We start from the raw sequence: 16,097 nt of genomic DNA, 5'->3' as shown, positions 1-16,097 counted from the left end.
CCGTACACATGACTGACAAGAAGCTGTCACACGCATACCGGAATGCGGGTTCGGCCCGCGTCCGTTCCGACTGGCATGACAGTTGGAGTAACGCTCAACGCGTCCGACGCACAGAACCAGGTCGACTCCACCGTGCAGTTGGCCCGGGAGGCCGCAGGCGCTGCGGGTCAGCGGTGAGCCGGCGGACGGGATCCTGCCGTATCTGGCGGGGCCGCGCGCGCTGGCGGAGCACATCGTCCCCGCCCTGACCGCAGCGGCCGAGGCCGCCGGCCGTCCCGCGCCGCGGATCGTGGCCCTGGTGCCCGGCGTGGTCACGGACGACGTGGCCGCGGTACGGGCGACGGCCACCGAGAACCTCGCGTTCTACGAACAGATCCCGTCCTACGCACGGGTCATCGAACTCTCCGGTGGCCGACGGGCCGCCGACCTGGCCGTGATCGGCGACGAGAAGGCGGTCGAGGCCGAGGTACGGCGCTACCGCGACGCCGGCGCCACCGAGGTCGTGTTCTCGGGCACCGAGATCGCCGGAGAGGCGGACCGCCGACGCACCTGGGCCCTCCTCGGCGAACTGGCCGCCGGCTGAGTACGCACGACGGGCCACCGGCCGGCACACCTGCACCAAGCCGAACCCCGCTCCCCCACTGAGAAAGGTAGGAAACATATGACCACCGAGGCGACCGTGACGGACCTCCAGGCCTTCACCGAGACCTGGCTGAACTGGTACCGCACCCAGGAGGCCCGGCTCGCCGACCCGCACGGGTTCCTGGCGGTCACCGGCCTGCACTGGCTCGACGACCGGCCGCAGCGCTTCCCCGACGCGCCCGGCGCATGGCACACCGGCCCCGAGGGGATCGTCGTCACCCTCGACGAGGGCGAGGAACTGGCCGTCGACGGAACGCCGGTGCGGGGTGAACACCGCTTCGGTTTGCTGCCGGAGCGCAGCGACGTCCACGCGGTCTGGGGAGACGCCGTCATCGAGGTCGCCAAGCGCGGTGGCCATGACATCGTGCGCCCCCGTCACCCGGACGCACAGCTGCGCACGGCCTTCCCCGGAACACCCGCCTACGCGCCCGACCCACGCTGGGCCGTGACAGGCCGCTACATCCCCTTCGACGAGCCGCGGCCGACCACCGTGGGCGCCGCGGTCGAGGGCCTTGAGCATGTGTACGACGCTCTGGGCAGGGTCGAGTTCGAACTGGACGGGCAAGCGCTGTCCCTGACCGCGTTCCCGGGACGCGATGCGGGCAGCCTGATGATCCTGTTCACCGACGAGACCTCCGGAGTCACCACCTACGCCGCCAACCGGTCCCTGGCCGTCGCCCCGCCCACCGCCGACGGTACGGTCGTCCTCGACTTCAACCGCGCCGCGAACCTCCCGTGCGCCTACACGGACCTGGCCACCTGCCCGCTGCCTCCGGCCGAGAACCGCCTGCCGGTGGCGATCGAGGCGGGTCTGAAGATCCCCCGCGAACGCGGCGGTTCCTGACCCCGCGCGACCCTCGCGCGAATCGCGGCCGACTTCGGCATGACCTGGTGCGCCAGCAGTTCGAGCAGGATCGAATTCATGGACGCGGCGGCGTAACCGTCGCAGGGTTGGTGCGACGGCAGCAGGTCATGCCCCGTCACCCGCGGACAGAGGGACACCACCATGCGCAGGATCACACGGGGCGCCGCCGCGCTCGCCATGGCCACGGCCGCCGTTTTCGCGGTCGGCACCGGCTCGGCACACGCGAGCGACAGGACCGTTTACGGCTGTCCCGGCGGGGCGGTGTGCATTTACCCCGAGGGCGCGGACATCCGCACGAGCACGCCGACGAACATCTTCTACAGCTACGGCGCCCACAATCTGAGCAACCAGTTCGGCTACCACTACGTGCTCAACAACCAGTACGGCAGCGCCAACGCCACCGCCCAGCTGTGCAACGACTACAACGGCGTGAACTGCGTGGTCACCATCGGGCTCAACGAGAACGGCGTCTTCAACCTGACACCGGTCAACTCCGTCGTCCTGAACCGGCCGTAGCAGGTGGTCGAGTGCGGAGTGCGCCGGGTTCACGAGGGAGCTGGTCCGGTGCCTGCCGCGTGTCCGATGATCTGATCCGGCATGTCGGCCCGTGGAGGTCGGTGTGCCGGGTCCGGGTTGTTCCGGTCCAGGAGCCGGGTCCGCCAGTGGGCAAGGCCTTGTGACAGATCGCTGTCTGCCGGAGTCAGTCGGGGGAGGCAGCTGTCGATGTAGTGGACATACAGCGGAACGATGCCGGCGTGGAGGAGTTCGGTGCGGTGCTCTGCCGAGTCCGGCCGGCCGTGGCGTGCGCGCGTCGCGGCACGGACAAGTTCCGCGGCTACCGACGGGGTGCGGGCGAGGTGGTGGTGGATGGCGTCGTCGGTGGAGCCGGGATCCGCGTTGTCGGCGGTGTAGAGGAACCTGAGGGGAAGCAGGACCGCCTTGGTGAACCGTCTGATGTCACTCGCCAGGCGCGCAGGGTTGTGGAACTCGGCCAGGACGGGTTCCGTCGCGAGGACCTCCAGCGCGAAGCGGATGCTGTCGGTCAGCAGCGAGCGGGCGCCAGGTCGTTCGACGTACTGACGTACGTCCTCACCCAGGAGCAGCAGGCCGCTGTTCTTGAGGTCGAGCCGGTCGACGGCCGGGAATCTGCCGTCGTCCCGGTCCGTGCGCAGCGCCGGCAAGGAGCTCCAGAACACCGACAGACGTTGGTGGAAGCCGTCCTTCTCCTGGAGGCCGCGAGTTGCACGGTGGACGGTCCGGTCGTCGTCGTGACGGCGGTCCGTCAGGACCAGTCCGAGGTCGATGTCGCTGACAGCGGGTGCGAACCCCCCGTGCGCGAGGCTTCCCAGAGCGTAGGCCGAGATGAGGCGGTCGGCGAAGGTCTCCCTGAACAGCCTCGCACAGCCCTCGGCGATCCTCGTCGCGGAGCCTGCATCAAGGGTCTCCTGCGAGAACCTGCTCATGCCGGCGCGGCGGTGTCGCGGCGTGCCAGCTCGGCGATCCGGTCGGAGACCATGGTGATGATCCGCCAGGCGCGGTCGAGGAGTTCCGTGACATCGCCGAGCTGCCACTGCTGGCGCTCGGAGAGCAGCCGGTAGCCCATCTCGATGTGCTCCTCGTCCGCTTCGTCGTGCAGCGCGAAGTAGGCGTTGCCGGGGAAAGCCAGGGAGCCGGCGTTGCTGAAGGTGAGGCTGCCGGCCTCCAGCACGAGGTGGGCGAGGACAACACGGTGCAGTCCGGGCAGGGTGCGGAACTGGTCGACGAACCAGGCGGCTCCGGCTTCGACGACGGGGTCCCAATCGGCGGTCCGGCCGGTGCGACGGCTGTTCGCGAGGATCTCGTTGTGGCCGATCTCCTCCTGCCGGTGCTGGAGGGCGAGTTCCTTGAGCCGGGGGTCGGTCTCGAACGCGGCCCGGACGCTGATCATCCGCTGGAACGCGTCCGACCACGGTGCCACGTGTGCCAGTACGGCGTCCTTGGTGGCCGTCGGCGTCCCGGGGTCCTCCAGCAGGGCGATCAGGGCGCTGGCGCGGTACTCGCGGACGTGCTGTTCGTTCCTGTCGGCGACTTCCCGTAGGGGCGCGGGCATGGTGGTCATGTGGATCCGTCCTCCTGGAGGATGCTTCGGGATGGCTGTGCCGGCGGGCCGGGCCGGGTGGCCTGCGGAGGGTAGAGCGGAAACCTGAAATAGACGCAGACGTCACCGTCGCGGCCGAGCGAGCGGTAGCTGACCAGCTCCTGGAGGCCCCGGATCCGGTTCAGGGGCCGTGGCGCCACGGCGTGGAGGAGGGAGTGGTGGCGTTGTGGGTCAAGGCCTTCGTGTGCCATCAGGGCGCCGATCCTGGCCGCGGCCTCCTCATCCGACGCGGTGAAACTCGACACCCGGAAGTAGGTGGTCGACTCGTCGGCGCAGGTGGCGTCCGGCCGGAAGGCCAAGCAGGTCAGCGGAGCCTTTCCGGCGGCTTCGGGAGCCGTACCGAGCAGTGTCCGGAAAGCCGAGCGGGCCCTGTCCGGCTCATGGGCCCGGGCGAGCGAAGCCATCTGTTCCAGGACCGCCACACTGCCGGTGTGGTTACGGAAGTAGACCTTGGCCCGGGCCCGAGGGCTGGTGTCCAGGTCAAGGGCGAAGAACTCCAGTTCGCGCTCGGCTCCGTCCGTCTGTGCCCCTCGGGTTACCCGTGCGCAGGTGTCGGCCCACGCGGTGCCCATCGCAAGGCGTCCCATCGCTTCGCTCACCAGGGCGTAGCGTTCCTTCAGGTCCACGGCGTACAGCCCGAAATAGATCTTGAAGGTCGGAGGGTGCCCCGGCCGCCAGGCCAGGGAGTGCCACACGGGCACGACCTCTGCCCCCTGGCCGAAGCCCGGCTCGAACACACCGGCCACTTTCCCGTAGCGGTCCAGGTCGACCAGTGGCTCCCCGGCCAACCGGTTCGTCAGCGCCGCCGCGGCGATCCGGTTGGCAGCTGCGGTGATGGGCTCGGAGGCGCCCAGCGCCTCGAACAAGATGCGCAACTCCGGTCTTCCCCGGGACCACTTCACCGACATCTCGGCGGGAAAGCCGTCGCCGGCGACGTACGAGGGGAACCGGCACACCTGCCCGACGGGCACATCGGCCCATGGCCGGAGAAGCTCCCGGACCTGGCCCGCCACGGGACCACCCATCGACTGCGGCAGGCCGAGCCCGTCGCACATTTCGGTCCAACGTTCACGAAGGAATCCGCCGATGGAACGCCCCTCGCCCGAGAAAATGCTCTCCACTCACCTGTCCGTTCTCGAAGCGTGCCGTCCCGTACCGGCGATCGACCGCTGCTCACACGCAGGAGGAATTTCACGAGAGGCCCGCGTGATCACCTTCACAAACCCTGTCGATATCGTCTGAGGCAAGCACCACCCTCCAGGCGCTCAAGCGCACGGTCCACCTTTTCGAAGAGCATCGAAATGATGGCCAAGGGCGCGGCGGGACAAGGTCCCGCAGGCCTACGCCGGTGCTCGCGATGCGAAGGTTCGGAAACACGCGCCGGCTCGGGGTCGGCCCCGACGCCGCAACCAACCATCGGTACTTGTCAGTCGTCACCCATGACGACGGTCACCGCTCTTCCCTCTCGGCCAACCCCCCACTGTCCGCGAAAGAGGCCGCATGCTCCGTATCCACTTCACCGCCCACGACTTACAGAACATACGAATCTCACGCCGCCCCCATCCGTTGTGGGAACTCGTCTGCGCCGCCTGCCGGTTGGCCACACACCAGGGCCCGCTCGAGTTCGGGGCATGGCGTCGCTCCGTCCGTGACCAGCTCGCCACGGACCCGGTGGCCGGCCGTGCCCTGCACACGCTGCAGACGCTCGTCCCGCCCTTCGGGTACATCCCCGACTTCCTCACCCCATCCGTCCTGGAAGGGGGCCTGCCCGCGGCCCTGGAGGAAATACGGGCCACTCCCCCAGGCCGACTGCGGCACGAGCTGGGCAGGCTCGCTGCCGCCCGGCCCCTCCCCGGGTGGACCACGACGCTCGGCCGACCGGGAGACCGCGGCATGCGATCTCTGGTGACTGCCCTGGAAATCTCCGCCGGGACATTGCTCGGACCGCGCTGGGCCCACGCCCGCAGAGCCGTCCGTGACGAGGTCGACCTACGTTCACGCATCCTCCTCGACGGCGGAGTCCTGGCCCTTTTGGAGAGCCTGCGTCCGCTGGCCCGCTGGGCGGCGCCCGTCCTGGAAGTGGAATATCCCACCCACCGCGACCTCCACCTGGAGGGTCGCGGGCTCCTTCTCGTCCCCTCCTACTTCTGCTGGCGCCGGCCCACCGCCCTTGCCGATCCCGCCCTCGGCCCCGTCCTGGTCTACCCGGTCACCGCACGGCCGCTCCACTCGATCGCCCTCAACGACAACGGACTCGACCGTCTACTGGGACGCACCAGGGCCTCGGTCCTCGCCGACGTGGCCCGCAGTGGCCCCCGGACCACCTCCGAAGTGGCGACGGCTGTCGGCATCGCCCTGCCCAGCGCCAGTTACCAACTCGCCGTCCTCCGGGACGGGGGGCTGGTGGCAAGCCGGCGCGACGGGCAGTACGTGCGGCACACCGTGACGCTCATGGGCTACCGGCTCCTGGATGGAGGCGAGGGAGAGTTGCTGCACGCTCCCGCAGAGCCGTCGTGTCCTCCGCCGATGCAACCCTCCACAAAATGCCCGTGATTCGAGCACATTCGAAATGCTTCTCTTCCACTCGGCGCACACGCGAACATCATCGGCGGGACGTGGCGGGGCGCGACCGGTGCCGCTGTCCGACGTCACGTGTCCACTCAACGGGGGGAATCATGAACCTGGTCCGCAGTCACCGCACGCGTCGCGCCGCAACCGCGGGCGTCACCCTTCTGCTGGCGGCCGTCCTCGGGACCGCCGGAGCCGCCACGTCCACCGCCGAGACCGCGGCACCGCAGTCACAGCAGATCGCCTCGTCCGTCCTCGGCAGCGACTACAAGATCACGCTCACCGCGCTGCGGTCGCCGACAGACGAGTACGCCGCCTCGGTGCAGTTGAAGGTCTACAAGCACGACAGCGGCGCCTGGAAGCAGTCCGACCGGGTCACGGTGGGCAATGTCGACGGATGGTTCTGGTACCCGCTGACAGGCAGCCACGCCGTCTGCGAGTTCTCGACCGCGAGCACGGAGCCCGCGCCCCTCGCCGTCAGCCTGACGGTCACCCCGTCCATCGGCTGCTCCGAGCCGGTGCACTACGTCGTGAAGCAGGGCAGGGTGTACGCCGACTGAACCGTGCTAGGCCATACCGATCCGTCGGATCGTCGATCACGGAGCCGCGAATGATCAAGGGCCGGTTTGGGATGCTCCGCAACCGGCCCTGACCCGCGACGACTGTCTCCAGTGGGGACGCCAGGATTTGAACCTGCGACCCCTTGACCCCCGGGAGTGAGGGGCAGGGGCACTATCAGGACACAGCAGCCTTAATTTGGGCGCCAGTTGTCCGCAGGAGGCTCCGTCGTGCGCCATCGCGCATACCGTGTGGTCCCCAACTGGTCCCCACCGACCTGGCTCTGCTCTGCCATCAGGCACCGGTAAGGCGAGGCGGCATCGACCAACACTGACTGCACCACCCGGGCGACCGGGTTCGGGCAGCGTGGTGATCGTGTCGGCGATCGCGTCTTTGACGGCCTCGGCGCCGCGGCCGACCAGTGCCGGGCCGTACTTCACCCGCGGCTCGACGCCGTAGCCGTCCATCCGGGGCAGGTGCAGCAGCATGAACCGTGTCGTGCGCTCCAGGCGTACACTGCGAAGGAAATCGTGGTTTTAGTTATTTTAACCTCTTAATTCTGGCAGGAGCGTAGCCAGAACCGTCGGATCCGGCGTCCGATCTGCCCGCAAGGTCCGCAGCAAGTGGCCGTCGGCAGCCTTGGGAGGGCGCGCGCGGAGTGAGACAGGCGCCAGGAGGACGATTCTCGATGACCCGGCCCGATGACCCGCGCACCGCGGCGGCCCGGATGTTCGCCGAGGCCGACGCGTTCGGCGAACTCCTGGCCGGGATCGACTGGGCGGCGACACCGCTCGGCCCCCCCGAGTCCTGGCCGGGGCCCCTGGTGGACACCCTGCGCCTCATGCTCACCTCTGAGCACGGGATGGCCCTGTACTGGGGCGCCGAATTCGTCACGCTGTACAACCTGGGCGCCGCACCCATTCCCGGCGCCAAACACCCCTGGGCGCTCGGCAAACCCTACAAGGAGGTGTTCCCCGAGGTCTGGGCCCCCGTGAGTTCCCACTTCCACTATGTGACCGACACCCGCAAGCCCCTGCTGATCCCGGATGAGCCGCTCATCATGGAGCGCCACGGCTTTTTGGAGCAGTGCTACTTCGACTCCTCCTTCCAGCCCGTGCTGCTGGACGACGGCACCGCCGGCGGCGTGCTGCAGATCCTCACCGAGACCACCGGCCGGGTACTGGGCGAGCGCCGGCTGCGCCTGCTGAGCGAAACCGGCGCCCGCACCGCCGGGCTGCCCACCCCGGGCGAGGTCGCCCGCGTCGTCGCGGAGGTGCTGGGCTCCTATCCCGAGGAGATCCCGTTTCTGGGCCTGTACCTGACCGCCGAGCCGGGGCTGCTGCGGCCGGCGGCCTCCGCCGGGCTCGGGCCGGCGCCCGAGGCCGTCCCGCTGAGTGCGGCCGACGGGTCAAAGATCGGCGGCGGGCGGAGGCACTGGCCGAGCTGGACCGGGCCAAGACCACCTTCTTCGCCAACGTCAGCCACGAGTTGCGCACCCCGCTCACCCTGCTCCTTGGCCCGCTCCAGCAGGCCCTGGCCGACGAGGTCCGGCCCGAGCGGCGCGAACAGCTGGAGCTGGCCGAGCGCGGCGCCCTGCGCCTGCTGAAACAGGTCAACACTCTCCTGGACGTCGCCAGGGCCGAGGCCGGGCAGATGCGCCCGGCCTTCGGGCCGGTCGACCTCGCCGGTGCCACGGCCGAGCTGGCCGGAGTGTTCCGCTCCGCCTTCGAGGCGGCCGGGCTGACGCTGGAGGTGGACTGCCCGCCGCTGCCCAAGCCGGTGTCCCTGGACCGGGAGATGTGGGAGAAGATCATTCTCAACCTGCTCAGTAACGCTCTGAAGTTCACCTTCACCGGCGGCGCCCGGGTGCAGGTGGCCGCGGTCGGCGACCGGGCCCGGCTGACCGTGACCGACACCGGCACCGGCATTCCCGAAGACGAGCTGCCGCGCCTGTTCGAGCGCTTCCACCGGGTCCGCGGCGCCCGCTCCCGCTCCCACGAGGGCAGCGGCCTCGGCCTGGTGCTGGTGAAAGACCTGGTGGAAGCGCACGGCGGCACCGTCGGCGTGGACAGCCGGCTCGGTCAGGGCACCACCGTCACCGTGGACCTCCCCTTCGCCGCCGCCCACCGGGCCCGCACGGACCCGCCCGCGGCCGGCGCCGGATCCCCCAGGGAAGGCGGAGGCGGTCGGCCCGGCCGCGCCACGGCGTATGTGGACGAGGCGCTGGGCTGGCTGGCGTCCGACCCCGTCCCCGCCGCGGCCGCGCCCGCGGCGCGCACCCCGCAAGCCCCCGTGGCCCCCCACGGCCGCGTCCCGCATGAAACCGACCGCCCCCACCGGGCCCGCCTGCTGGTCGTCGACGACAACGCCGACATGCGCGCCTATCTCACCCATCTCCTGCAGCCCGACTACGACGTGCTGCTTGCCGCCGACGGCCGGGCCGCCCTGGAGATGGCCCTGGCGCAGACGGTGGAGCTGGTGCTCAGCGACGTGATGATGCCCCGTATGGACGGGTTCGAGCTGGTCCGGGCGCTGCGCGCCGACCCTCGCACCGCCCGCCTGCACATCGTGTTGCTCACCGCCCGCGCCGGCGAGGAGGAATCCGTGCAGGGCCGGCAGGCCGGCGCCGACGACTACCTGGTCAAACCCTTCTCCGCGCGCCAGCTGCTGGCGCGCGTCCGCACCGGGTTGGAACTGTCCCAGCTGCGTGAACAGGTCCTGACCGAGACCCGCAACCAGCTGGCCGTGTTGTCCACCCTGGCCGACGCGGGCCTGCGGCTGTCCGCCACCCTCGACCCGGACCAGATACTGCAGACTGCCGGACAGGTCCTGCTGCCCGACTTCGCCGACCAGATCAGCATCCACCTCACCTCCGCGGCACCCGCCCCGGCCGAGTCGCCCCCGGCATACATCGCGGGCACCCCTCTTCTTGCTCGCGAGGCCCTGGCCACCGCCGCCACCCACGCGATCAACGGCACTGTCCCAGCCCCAGCCGGCCCGCACCCGCCGCCCGCCGCCGTGCTGGCGCTGCCGCTGCACGCCCACGACCAGACACTGGGGGCCCTGGTACTGGTCCGGCACACCGACTACTCCGCGGTCGAACACAAGTATCTGGAGAACCTCGCCCACCGCCTGGCCCTGGCCTACGACAACGCCACCCGGTACCACAACGAGCGCCGCCTGGCCCTGACCCTGCAGCGCGCCCTGCTGCCCCACCGCCTGCCCCAGGTGCCCGGGGTGCGCCTGGCCGCCCACTACCGGGCCAGCAACCGCGGCGCCGAGGTCGGCGGCGACTGGTACGACGTGCTCGCACTGCCCGACGGCGCCGTGGGGCTCGCCATCGGCGACGTCATGGGCCACGACGTGGAAGCCGCCACCGTGATGGGCCAACTCCGCTCCGCCCTGCACAGCCTCGCGATGGAGGGCGCCGGCCCGGCCCAGGTGCTTGCCAGGCTGGACGCCTACCTGCAGTCGCTCGCCACCGAACGCTTCGCCACCTGCCTGTACGCGGTCTACAACCCACACCGCCACCGCCTGCGCTACGCCGCCAGCGGGCACCTGCCGCCCCTGCTGGTAGCCGCCGACACCGCCTATCTGGAGCTGCCCCCGGCGCTGCCGCTGGGACTGGGCAGCACCCCAGTCGACCGCGAGGTGGCGTTCCCGCCCGGCACCAGCCTGCTTCTGTACACCGACGGCCTGGTGGAAAACCGGGCGTTGTCCCTGGACGACCGCCTGTCGGCCCTGCGCCAGACCTGCGGCGCGCTCCCCGTCGCCGCCCGAACCGACCCCCAGCAGATCACCGAACGGGCCCTGGAGCTGCTGAACGCCCCCGACCGGGTCGACGACGACACCGCCCTGCTCGCCGCCACCGCCGAACCATCGAACAGGCGACCCTCAGGCTGACGGAAGGGCCGTACAACCGACCGCTACTACGCGTAGGCCTTGTTATTGATCCGAGACGGCAGGTGTTCTGGATCGTTGATCCGTGGGTGGGTGAACCGGTGGCGGATGCACGGCAGTTGTCGCCGTCGGCGCAGGAGGCGCTTCAGCTGCGGGCGGTGGCCGCGTTGGTCGCGGGCCGGACTCGCGATGATGTTGCGGCGGTGTTCCAGGTCTCGCTCAAGGCGGTGGACACGTGGTGGGCGAAGTGGCGGGCAGGCATCGGCAGCCACAACCGGGCCCATCCCCGAACGCAGGGACCCCCGCCGGAACGAGCCGGCAGGGGTCCACATCAGTCACAGCCCCTGCGAGGGGGGCCCTGGCTGTAGCTGTCCGACGGCTCGGGGAACAACCCGACCTGCACCATCGTCACCACCAGCGCGTGGCGGTGACGGGGCTACTGAATCTGCGGCTGCCCCGGGTGGTCGGCTGAGACGCGGGTGCGCGGCCGAGGGCTGAGCGGGACCGGCCGCGCCCGGTACGGCAGCAGGGCCCGGACCGCGCGTCGCGGTCCGGGCCCTGCCCCGTGCGGTGCCGCCCTGCGGCGGCGGTGCGTCAGCTCTGTGCGGTGTCGTCGCCCGTCTGCCCGGCTCCGTCGGCTGCGCCTGCCTTCTCGCGCATCTTGCGCACCAGCTCCGCCTTCTGGTCGGCGGCGCCCTGGCGGTCGCGGTTGCGGTGCGGACCGTTGTTCTGCCGTTCGGCGCGGGACAGCTTCTTGCGCTGGCCGCCGCCCATGCCCACGGGGTTGTTGATGTTCTTGCTCACGGGTTCTCCCGGAATGGTGTGAAGTGATCTACGGATTCATCGGTGGGGGACGGGCGCGGCGACGCCGAAGGACGTCAGCAGGGGCCCGTCACGCTCTCACTCGTAAATCGGCGTCTGGAAGAACATGACCATGACGTTACCCGGTTCCGTCGGCCCCGCGCACCAAGTTTTTCGCCGTCCCGGCGTCGGCCGGGCCTTCGGCGAGCTTGGTCATCTTCGCGCGCAGCGGCTCCAGCTTGCCGCGCACCGAGGTGTTCAGGCCCAGCCGCTCGCAGACCGCCCTGACCTGCACCGGGCCGTCGGCCTCCCGCACGATCGCCAGGATCCTGCGGTAGTCGCCGGGCAGCGCGGCCTCGTCGGCGGCGCCGTGGCGGTGCGGGATGGGCAGGACCGCCCGCCCGGCGACTTGCGCTGCTGCTGGAGCGACGGCCTCGGCGTCGGCCTGGACCTGCTCGGCCAGGCGGTTCAACACCCTCTCCGCGATTGCCGGTTACTCCCGCTCGACAGGCGTGATGTGCTGGGGCATCCATCCGACCTGACGCCGATAGCTGCGCAGTTGGGAACGCACACCGGGGTTGAGCTCCGCGAAGGAGACAGTGCCGGAACGGGGCTTCAGAGCAGAGGCGGCAAGGCCCAGAAGCGTGGTCTTGCCCGCACCGTTGGGCCCCAGGAGCACCGTCCGGCCTCGGGGGAAGGCGAAGCTGAGTCTGTCAAGGACGACGGGACCCCGCCGGTACTGATAGGTGCAGGTGACGAACTCGACGGACACAGGCTCACAGCCTTCTTACGGATGATGACGGTGCTTCACGACGCTGCTCAGTATCGGACGTAGACCGAGTTCACCTTCAGGTAGTAGCCCGAAGTGCTTCCCTGGATCTTCGTCACGGTGAAGTGGTACGAACCGCTCGGCTGGTCACCGAAGGCGTGGGAGTCGGAGCTGCTGCAGTAGAAGGTGTAACGGCCCCGGTCCTCGTCGGGCTCGTACCAGGGGGTCTCACGGGTCAGCTGCAGCTGAGTGTTGCTGACCGGGGCGCCCAGGCCGCCGTAGCCGCAGCCGGTGAGCGAGATGTAGGTACCGTAAGGAAAAGTGATCATGACGTGACCATGACATGATCGTTCCGCTTTGGCTGCGGGTCGAGGGGCACTCGGCAGTGATCGCGCGCAGTGGTTGCACCTGTCCGGCAGGGTGCAAACTGTTGGGTCGGCAGTGCGGGAGATCGCACAGACAATGGATCATCCTGTCCCGCTCTCCGGGTACCGTCAGGGTATGAGTCATCCGCACCCCGACCTGAAAGCCGCCCCACCCCTTCCCGAAGGAGGGCTGCGGGTCATCGCCCTGGGCGGCCTGGGGGAGATCGGCCGCAACATGACCGTCTTCGAGCACGCCGGCAAGCTGCTCATCGTCGACTGCGGCGTGCTGTTCCCCGAGGAGACCCAGCCCGGCGTGGACGTGATCCTGCCGGACTTCACCTCGATCCGGGACCGGCTGGACGACATCGTGGCCGTAGTACTCACCCACGGCCACGAGGACCACATCGGCGGAGTGCCGTACCTGCTGCGCGAGCGGTCGGACATTCCCGTCGTCGGCTCCAAACTGACGCTGGCGTTCCTGGAGGCCAAGCTCAAGGAACACGGCATCCGGCCGCGCACGGTGCGGGTGCGAGAGGGGGACCGGCGTGGCTTCGGGCCCTTCGACTGCGAGTTCGTGGCGGTCAACCACTCCATCCCCGACAGCCTCGCGGTCGCGATCCGCACCCGGGCCGGGATGGTGCTGCACACCGGCGACTTCAAGATGGACCAGTTCCCTCTCGACGACCGCATCACCGATCTGCGCGCCTTCGCCCGCCTCGGAGAGGAGGGCGTGGACCTGTTCCTCACCGACTCCACCAACGCCGAAGTACCCGGCTTCACCACCTCCGAGCGTGAGCTGAACCCGGCGATCGAGCAGGTGATGCGCACCGCGCCGCGCCGGGTCATCGTCTCCAGTTTCGCCAGCCACGTGCACCGCATCCAGCAGGTCCTGGACGCCGCCCACCAGCACGGCCGCAAGGTCGCCTTCGTCGGCCGGTCGATGGTCCGCAACATGGGCATCGCCCGTGACCTGGGCTATCTGAAGGTCCCCTCCGGTCTGGTCGTGAGCACGAAGGAGCTGGAGAAGCTCCCGGACCACAAGATCACCCTGGTGTGCACCGGCTCCCAGGGCGAACCGATGGCCGCACTGTCCCGGATGGCCAACCGCGACCACATGATCCGCATCGGCAAGGGCGACACCGTCCTGCTCGCCAGCTCCCTCATCCCGGGCAACGAGAACGCCATCTACCGGGTGATCAACGGACTCACCCGGTGGGGCGCCCACGTGGTCCACAAGGGCAACGCCAAGGTGCACGTCTCCGGACACGCCAGCGCCGGCGAACTCGTCTACTGCTACAACATCGTCAAGCCCCGCAACGTCATGCCCGTGCACGGCGAATGGCGCCACCTGCGAGCCAACGGCGACCTCGCCATCCGTACCGGTCTCGACCCCGACCGGGTCGTCATCGCCGAGGACGGCGTCGTGGTCGACCTCGTCGACGGGCGCGCGTCCATCACCGGCAAGGTTCCCGCCGGCAACGTCTACGTGGACGGCATGGAAGTCGGCGGCGCCACCGAAGCGTCTCTCAAGGACCGCCTCACCCTCGCCGCCGAAGGCGTGGTCACGGTCGTGGCGATCGTCGACGCGGACACCGGCGCCCTCGCCGAGTCCCCCGACTTCCTGGCCCGCGGCTTCGTCCACGACGACACCACCTTCGAGCCGGTCATCCCCGTCATCGAGAAGACACTGGCCACCGCGGCCGAGGAGGGCGTCGGGGACGCGCGCCAACTCGAACAGCTCGTCGCCCGCGCCGTGGCGAACTGGGCGTTCCGCACCCACCGCCGCAAGCCCCTCATCATCCCCGTCATCATCGACGCCTGAGCCAAAGCCCGGCAGCACGGTCCCCGGTTCCGGTCGCGGCGCCGCGGGCATCGAGGTCGGGCACGGGAGTCAGTAGTTGAAAACGCTGGACCCCTGCCTGTAGGGGCGGCGGATGCGTGGCGTCCCCGCCCTGGGCCACCTCGCGGTGCGGATGATCACCAATGGTGTCGTCGTCCGCACCGTGCAGAACTGGATCGCCGACGAGCACAGCCGCTCCACGGTGAAGAACACCACCGCCGTCCTGGTCCGCGTCATGGAGCAGGCAGTCCGCGACGGCATCATCAAGGTCAACCCCGCCCGGGTGACCGGCTCGCAGAAGCTCTACAAGCAGGCCGAGGACGAACTCCACGACCCACGGGCGCTGGCCCTGCCCGACTGGGAGACCCCCGTCGAGCCGGCCGACGCGCTCGTGGCCGCCTCCCACGACCAGTACCGCGGCTGGGCAGACGTGGTCGTCTTGGCCCCGTGCACCGCCGCACGCATCGGCGAGGTCTCAGGCTGCCGCGTCGGGGACATCGACACCACCCAGTGGATCTGGACCGTGCGGCGCCAGACCACACCCGCGCCCGGCGGCCCGACCGACAAGGGCACCAAGGGCAAGCGGGGCCCGCAAGGTTCCCATCGTCGAGGAGATCCGCCCCCTCGTCGCTCAGCGTGTCCTGTCCGCCGGCCCGAATCCCGATGCCCGCCTGTTCACCGGCCCGCGCGGCGGACGCATCTCCACCGCCGTCCTGCGCGACGCCACACACTGGGACGACGTGGTCACCAAACTCGGCTACGAGCACCCGCGCCGCCACGACCTCCGCCACACCGGACTGACCTGCTCCGCCGACACGGGCGTGCAGGTACACGTCCTGCGCAGGATCGCCGACCACCGCTCCCTGACCACCACTCCAGCGCTAACCTGCACCCCGACGTACACAAGATCACGACCGCCGGGGCGGCGCTCTCCGCGCACCTCGCAGCCAGCTCCTCGCGCTCGCTGCTGGTCAGCCCGTCGCGCTCGCCCGCGTCGGTCTCGGCCTGGCTGACCCACAGCCGCACCGCGGTCTCGGTCAGGTCGAAGTCCTTGGCGACCTGACCCACCGAGCGGTCACCGCGCCGGCACAGCTCGACGATCTCGGCCTTGAACTCCGGCGTGAACGAACGACGAGGCCGAGGCTTCTTCTTCCCCATGCTCTCCATGATGGACATCCTTCCGGGGCAGAGCCCCTGATCTCAGATGTCCGTCAAAGCGCATCAAGCCCACGTTGGTGTAGATGGTTTCGGAACTGGCAGGGTGAAGCCGGACTCAGCCAGCAGCTCCGCACTCGTCAGTACTTCGATGCCACGCTCTCGTGATCGTTTGGCCAACCGATGCTCGTTGGTGACCACTGCGCACTGCTCAAACCGCGCTGTCGACGCGATCAGCGCATCACGTGTGTGCTTGATGTGCCCAGATCGCGTCGCTTCGAAGATCTCTTCATTCGTCACATCAGGGGGATCACCGTAGGCAGGTGACCCAATGGGCGATCCCATAACCCCCACAGAGCCTCAAGGCAGGCTCGGAGAAGCTCAGCGACCTGCTGGGGTGAGGTGAGGATGTGAGCAGCTCGCGTTTCGTCGGACCGGCCGCCGTCCGCCGGGCGCTTCTGGTGGACACCTCGTAGGTTGGAGGTGAAAGCGGTCGC

The 16,097-nt window shown here is 69.5% G+C and carries 14 protein-coding genes and 4 pseudogenes; 9 read left to right on the top strand and 9 right to left on the bottom strand.

Going from position 1 to position 16,097, the window contains the following annotated elements; all coding sequences use genetic code 11:
* Positions 1 to 151: 151 nt before the first annotated feature.
* From LJ657_RS30670 to LJ657_RS30660, 3 genes and pseudogenes are all read left to right on the top strand, one after another.
* Positions 152 to 583 (top strand): annotated as a pseudogene (locus LJ657_RS30670) (LLM class flavin-dependent oxidoreductase); the annotation flags it as partial.
* A 78-nt stretch (positions 584 to 661) separates the two neighbouring features.
* A complete protein-coding gene (locus LJ657_RS30665) occupies positions 662 to 1,486 on the top strand; it encodes a DUF1684 domain-containing protein (RefSeq protein ID WP_232652095.1) in 825 nt (274 codons plus the stop codon).
* A gap of 162 nt (positions 1,487 to 1,648) precedes the next feature.
* Positions 1,649 to 2,023 carry a hypothetical protein gene (locus LJ657_RS30660; RefSeq protein ID WP_232652094.1) on the top strand — a complete coding sequence of 125 codons (375 nt, stop codon included), beginning with the start codon at positions 1,649 to 1,651 and terminating at the stop codon, positions 2,021 to 2,023.
* Positions 2,024 to 2,052: 29 nt separating this feature from the next.
* On the opposite strand, the gene LJ657_RS30655 is transcribed toward LJ657_RS30660, so the two are convergent.
* The 3 genes from LJ657_RS30655 to LJ657_RS30645 are packed head-to-tail and all read right to left on the bottom strand — an operon-like array spanning position 2,053 to position 4,699.
* Entirely contained in the window at positions 2,053 to 2,970 is a 918-nt protein-coding gene (locus tag LJ657_RS30655; protein ID WP_232652093.1) for a hypothetical protein, read from the bottom strand.
* Entirely contained in the window at positions 2,967 to 3,605 is a 639-nt protein-coding gene (locus LJ657_RS30650; RefSeq protein ID WP_232652092.1) for a hypothetical protein, read from the bottom strand. The genes LJ657_RS30655 and LJ657_RS30650 overlap by 4 nt, the downstream gene beginning before the upstream one ends.
* A complete protein-coding gene (locus LJ657_RS30645) occupies positions 3,602 to 4,699 on the bottom strand; it encodes a tryptophan dimethylallyltransferase family protein (RefSeq protein ID WP_232652091.1) in 1,098 nt (365 codons plus the stop codon). The genes LJ657_RS30650 and LJ657_RS30645 overlap by 4 nt, the downstream gene beginning before the upstream one ends.
* A gap of 445 nt (positions 4,700 to 5,144) precedes the next feature.
* Between LJ657_RS30645 and LJ657_RS30640 the strand changes: the two genes are divergently transcribed.
* Both LJ657_RS30640 and LJ657_RS30635 read left to right on the top strand, forming a co-directional pair.
* The gene (locus LJ657_RS30640; protein ID WP_232652090.1) at positions 5,145 to 6,197 is read left to right on the top strand and encodes an ArsR/SmtB family transcription factor; all 1,053 of its coding nucleotides are present in this window, start codon (positions 5,145 to 5,147) and stop codon (positions 6,195 to 6,197) included.
* Between the two features lie 122 nt (positions 6,198 to 6,319).
* Entirely contained in the window at positions 6,320 to 6,772 is a 453-nt protein-coding gene (locus LJ657_RS30635; RefSeq protein ID WP_232652089.1) for a hypothetical protein, read from the top strand.
* Between the two features lie 354 nt (positions 6,773 to 7,126).
* On the opposite strand, the pseudogene LJ657_RS30630 reads toward LJ657_RS30635, so the two are convergent.
* A pseudogene (locus LJ657_RS30630) lies at positions 7,127 to 7,279 on the bottom strand (IS30 family transposase); the annotation flags it as partial.
* Positions 7,280 to 7,458: 179 nt separating this feature from the next.
* Here LJ657_RS30630 and LJ657_RS30625 point away from each other — a divergent pair.
* A complete protein-coding gene (locus LJ657_RS30625) occupies positions 7,459 to 8,376 on the top strand; it encodes a hypothetical protein (RefSeq protein ID WP_232652088.1) in 918 nt (305 codons plus the stop codon).
* Entirely contained in the window at positions 8,259 to 10,673 is a 2,415-nt protein-coding gene (locus tag LJ657_RS30620) for a SpoIIE family protein phosphatase (RefSeq protein WP_232652087.1), read from the top strand. The genes LJ657_RS30625 and LJ657_RS30620 overlap by 118 nt, the downstream gene beginning before the upstream one ends.
* Positions 10,674 to 11,264: 591 nt before the next feature.
* On the opposite strand, the gene LJ657_RS30615 is transcribed toward LJ657_RS30620, so the two are convergent.
* The 4 genes from LJ657_RS30615 to LJ657_RS30600 all read right to left on the bottom strand — a co-directional run bounded on the left by LJ657_RS30615 (position 11,265) and on the right by LJ657_RS30600 (position 12,569).
* On the bottom strand, positions 11,265 to 11,474 hold the full coding sequence (locus LJ657_RS30615) for a DUF6243 family protein (RefSeq protein WP_232652086.1): 210 nt from the start codon (positions 11,472 to 11,474) through the stop codon (positions 11,265 to 11,267).
* 136 nt (positions 11,475 to 11,610) lie between these two features.
* Positions 11,611 to 11,943, bottom strand: a complete 333-nt coding sequence (locus LJ657_RS30610) for a hypothetical protein (RefSeq protein WP_232652085.1) — start codon at positions 11,941 to 11,943, stop codon at positions 11,611 to 11,613.
* A 21-nt stretch (positions 11,944 to 11,964) separates the two neighbouring features.
* A complete protein-coding gene (locus LJ657_RS30605) occupies positions 11,965 to 12,243 on the bottom strand; it encodes an ATP-binding cassette domain-containing protein (protein ID WP_232652084.1) in 279 nt (92 codons plus the stop codon).
* A gap of 47 nt (positions 12,244 to 12,290) precedes the next feature.
* Complete coding sequence (locus LJ657_RS30600; protein ID WP_232652083.1) at positions 12,291 to 12,569, bottom strand: hypothetical protein; 279 nt, start codon at positions 12,567 to 12,569, stop codon at positions 12,291 to 12,293.
* A gap of 172 nt (positions 12,570 to 12,741) precedes the next feature.
* Between LJ657_RS30600 and LJ657_RS30595 the strand changes: the two genes are divergently transcribed.
* Both LJ657_RS30595 and LJ657_RS30590 read left to right on the top strand, forming a co-directional pair.
* Positions 12,742 to 14,427: a ribonuclease J gene (locus LJ657_RS30595; protein ID WP_232652082.1), complete on the top strand. Its 1,686-nt coding sequence runs from the start codon at positions 12,742 to 12,744 to the stop codon at positions 14,425 to 14,427.
* Positions 14,428 to 14,503: 76 nt separating this feature from the next.
* Positions 14,504 to 15,418, top strand: a pseudogene (locus LJ657_RS30590) (tyrosine-type recombinase/integrase); the annotation flags it as partial.
* Positions 15,419 to 15,480: 62 nt separating this feature from the next.
* Here LJ657_RS30590 and LJ657_RS49100 read toward each other — a convergent pair.
* Positions 15,481 to 15,603: pseudogene (locus LJ657_RS49100) on the bottom strand (transposase); the annotation flags it as partial.
* Positions 15,604 to 16,097: the final 494 nt, after the last annotated feature.

The sequence above is a fragment of the Streptomyces guryensis genome (assembly GCF_021261325.1).
Taxonomy (GTDB): domain Bacteria; phylum Actinomycetota; class Actinomycetes; order Streptomycetales; family Streptomycetaceae; genus Streptomyces; species Streptomyces guryensis.
Note: the sequence above shows the minus strand (reverse complement) of the source record. Positions and strands in the feature narration are given on the sequence as shown.

Bases quoted from the DNA above. Each gene is read 5' to 3' on its own strand.
- LJ657_RS30625 (WP_232652088.1), top strand. From the start codon at position 7,459: ATGACCCGGCCCGATGACCCGCGCACCGCGGCGGCCCGGATGTTCGCC.
- LJ657_RS30600 (WP_232652083.1), bottom strand. From the start codon at position 12,569: ATGATCACTTTTCCTTACGGTACCTACATCTCGCTCACCGGCTGCGGC.
- LJ657_RS30645 (WP_232652091.1), bottom strand. From the start codon at position 4,699: ATGTGCGACGGGCTCGGCCTGCCGCAGTCGATGGGTGGTCCCGTGGCG.
- LJ657_RS30635 (WP_232652089.1), top strand. From the start codon at position 6,320: ATGAACCTGGTCCGCAGTCACCGCACGCGTCGCGCCGCAACCGCGGGC.
- LJ657_RS30650 (WP_232652092.1), bottom strand. From the start codon at position 3,605: ATGACCACCATGCCCGCGCCCCTACGGGAAGTCGCCGACAGGAACGAA.
- LJ657_RS30655 (WP_232652093.1), bottom strand. From the start codon at position 2,970: ATGAGCAGGTTCTCGCAGGAGACCCTTGATGCAGGCTCCGCGACGAGG.
- LJ657_RS30660 (WP_232652094.1), top strand. From the start codon at position 1,649: ATGCGCAGGATCACACGGGGCGCCGCCGCGCTCGCCATGGCCACGGCC.
- LJ657_RS30640 (WP_232652090.1), top strand. From the start codon at position 5,145: ATGCTCCGTATCCACTTCACCGCCCACGACTTACAGAACATACGAATC.
- LJ657_RS30595 (WP_232652082.1), top strand. From the start codon at position 12,742: ATGAGTCATCCGCACCCCGACCTGAAAGCCGCCCCACCCCTTCCCGAA.
- LJ657_RS30665 (WP_232652095.1), top strand. From the start codon at position 662: ATGACCACCGAGGCGACCGTGACGGACCTCCAGGCCTTCACCGAGACC.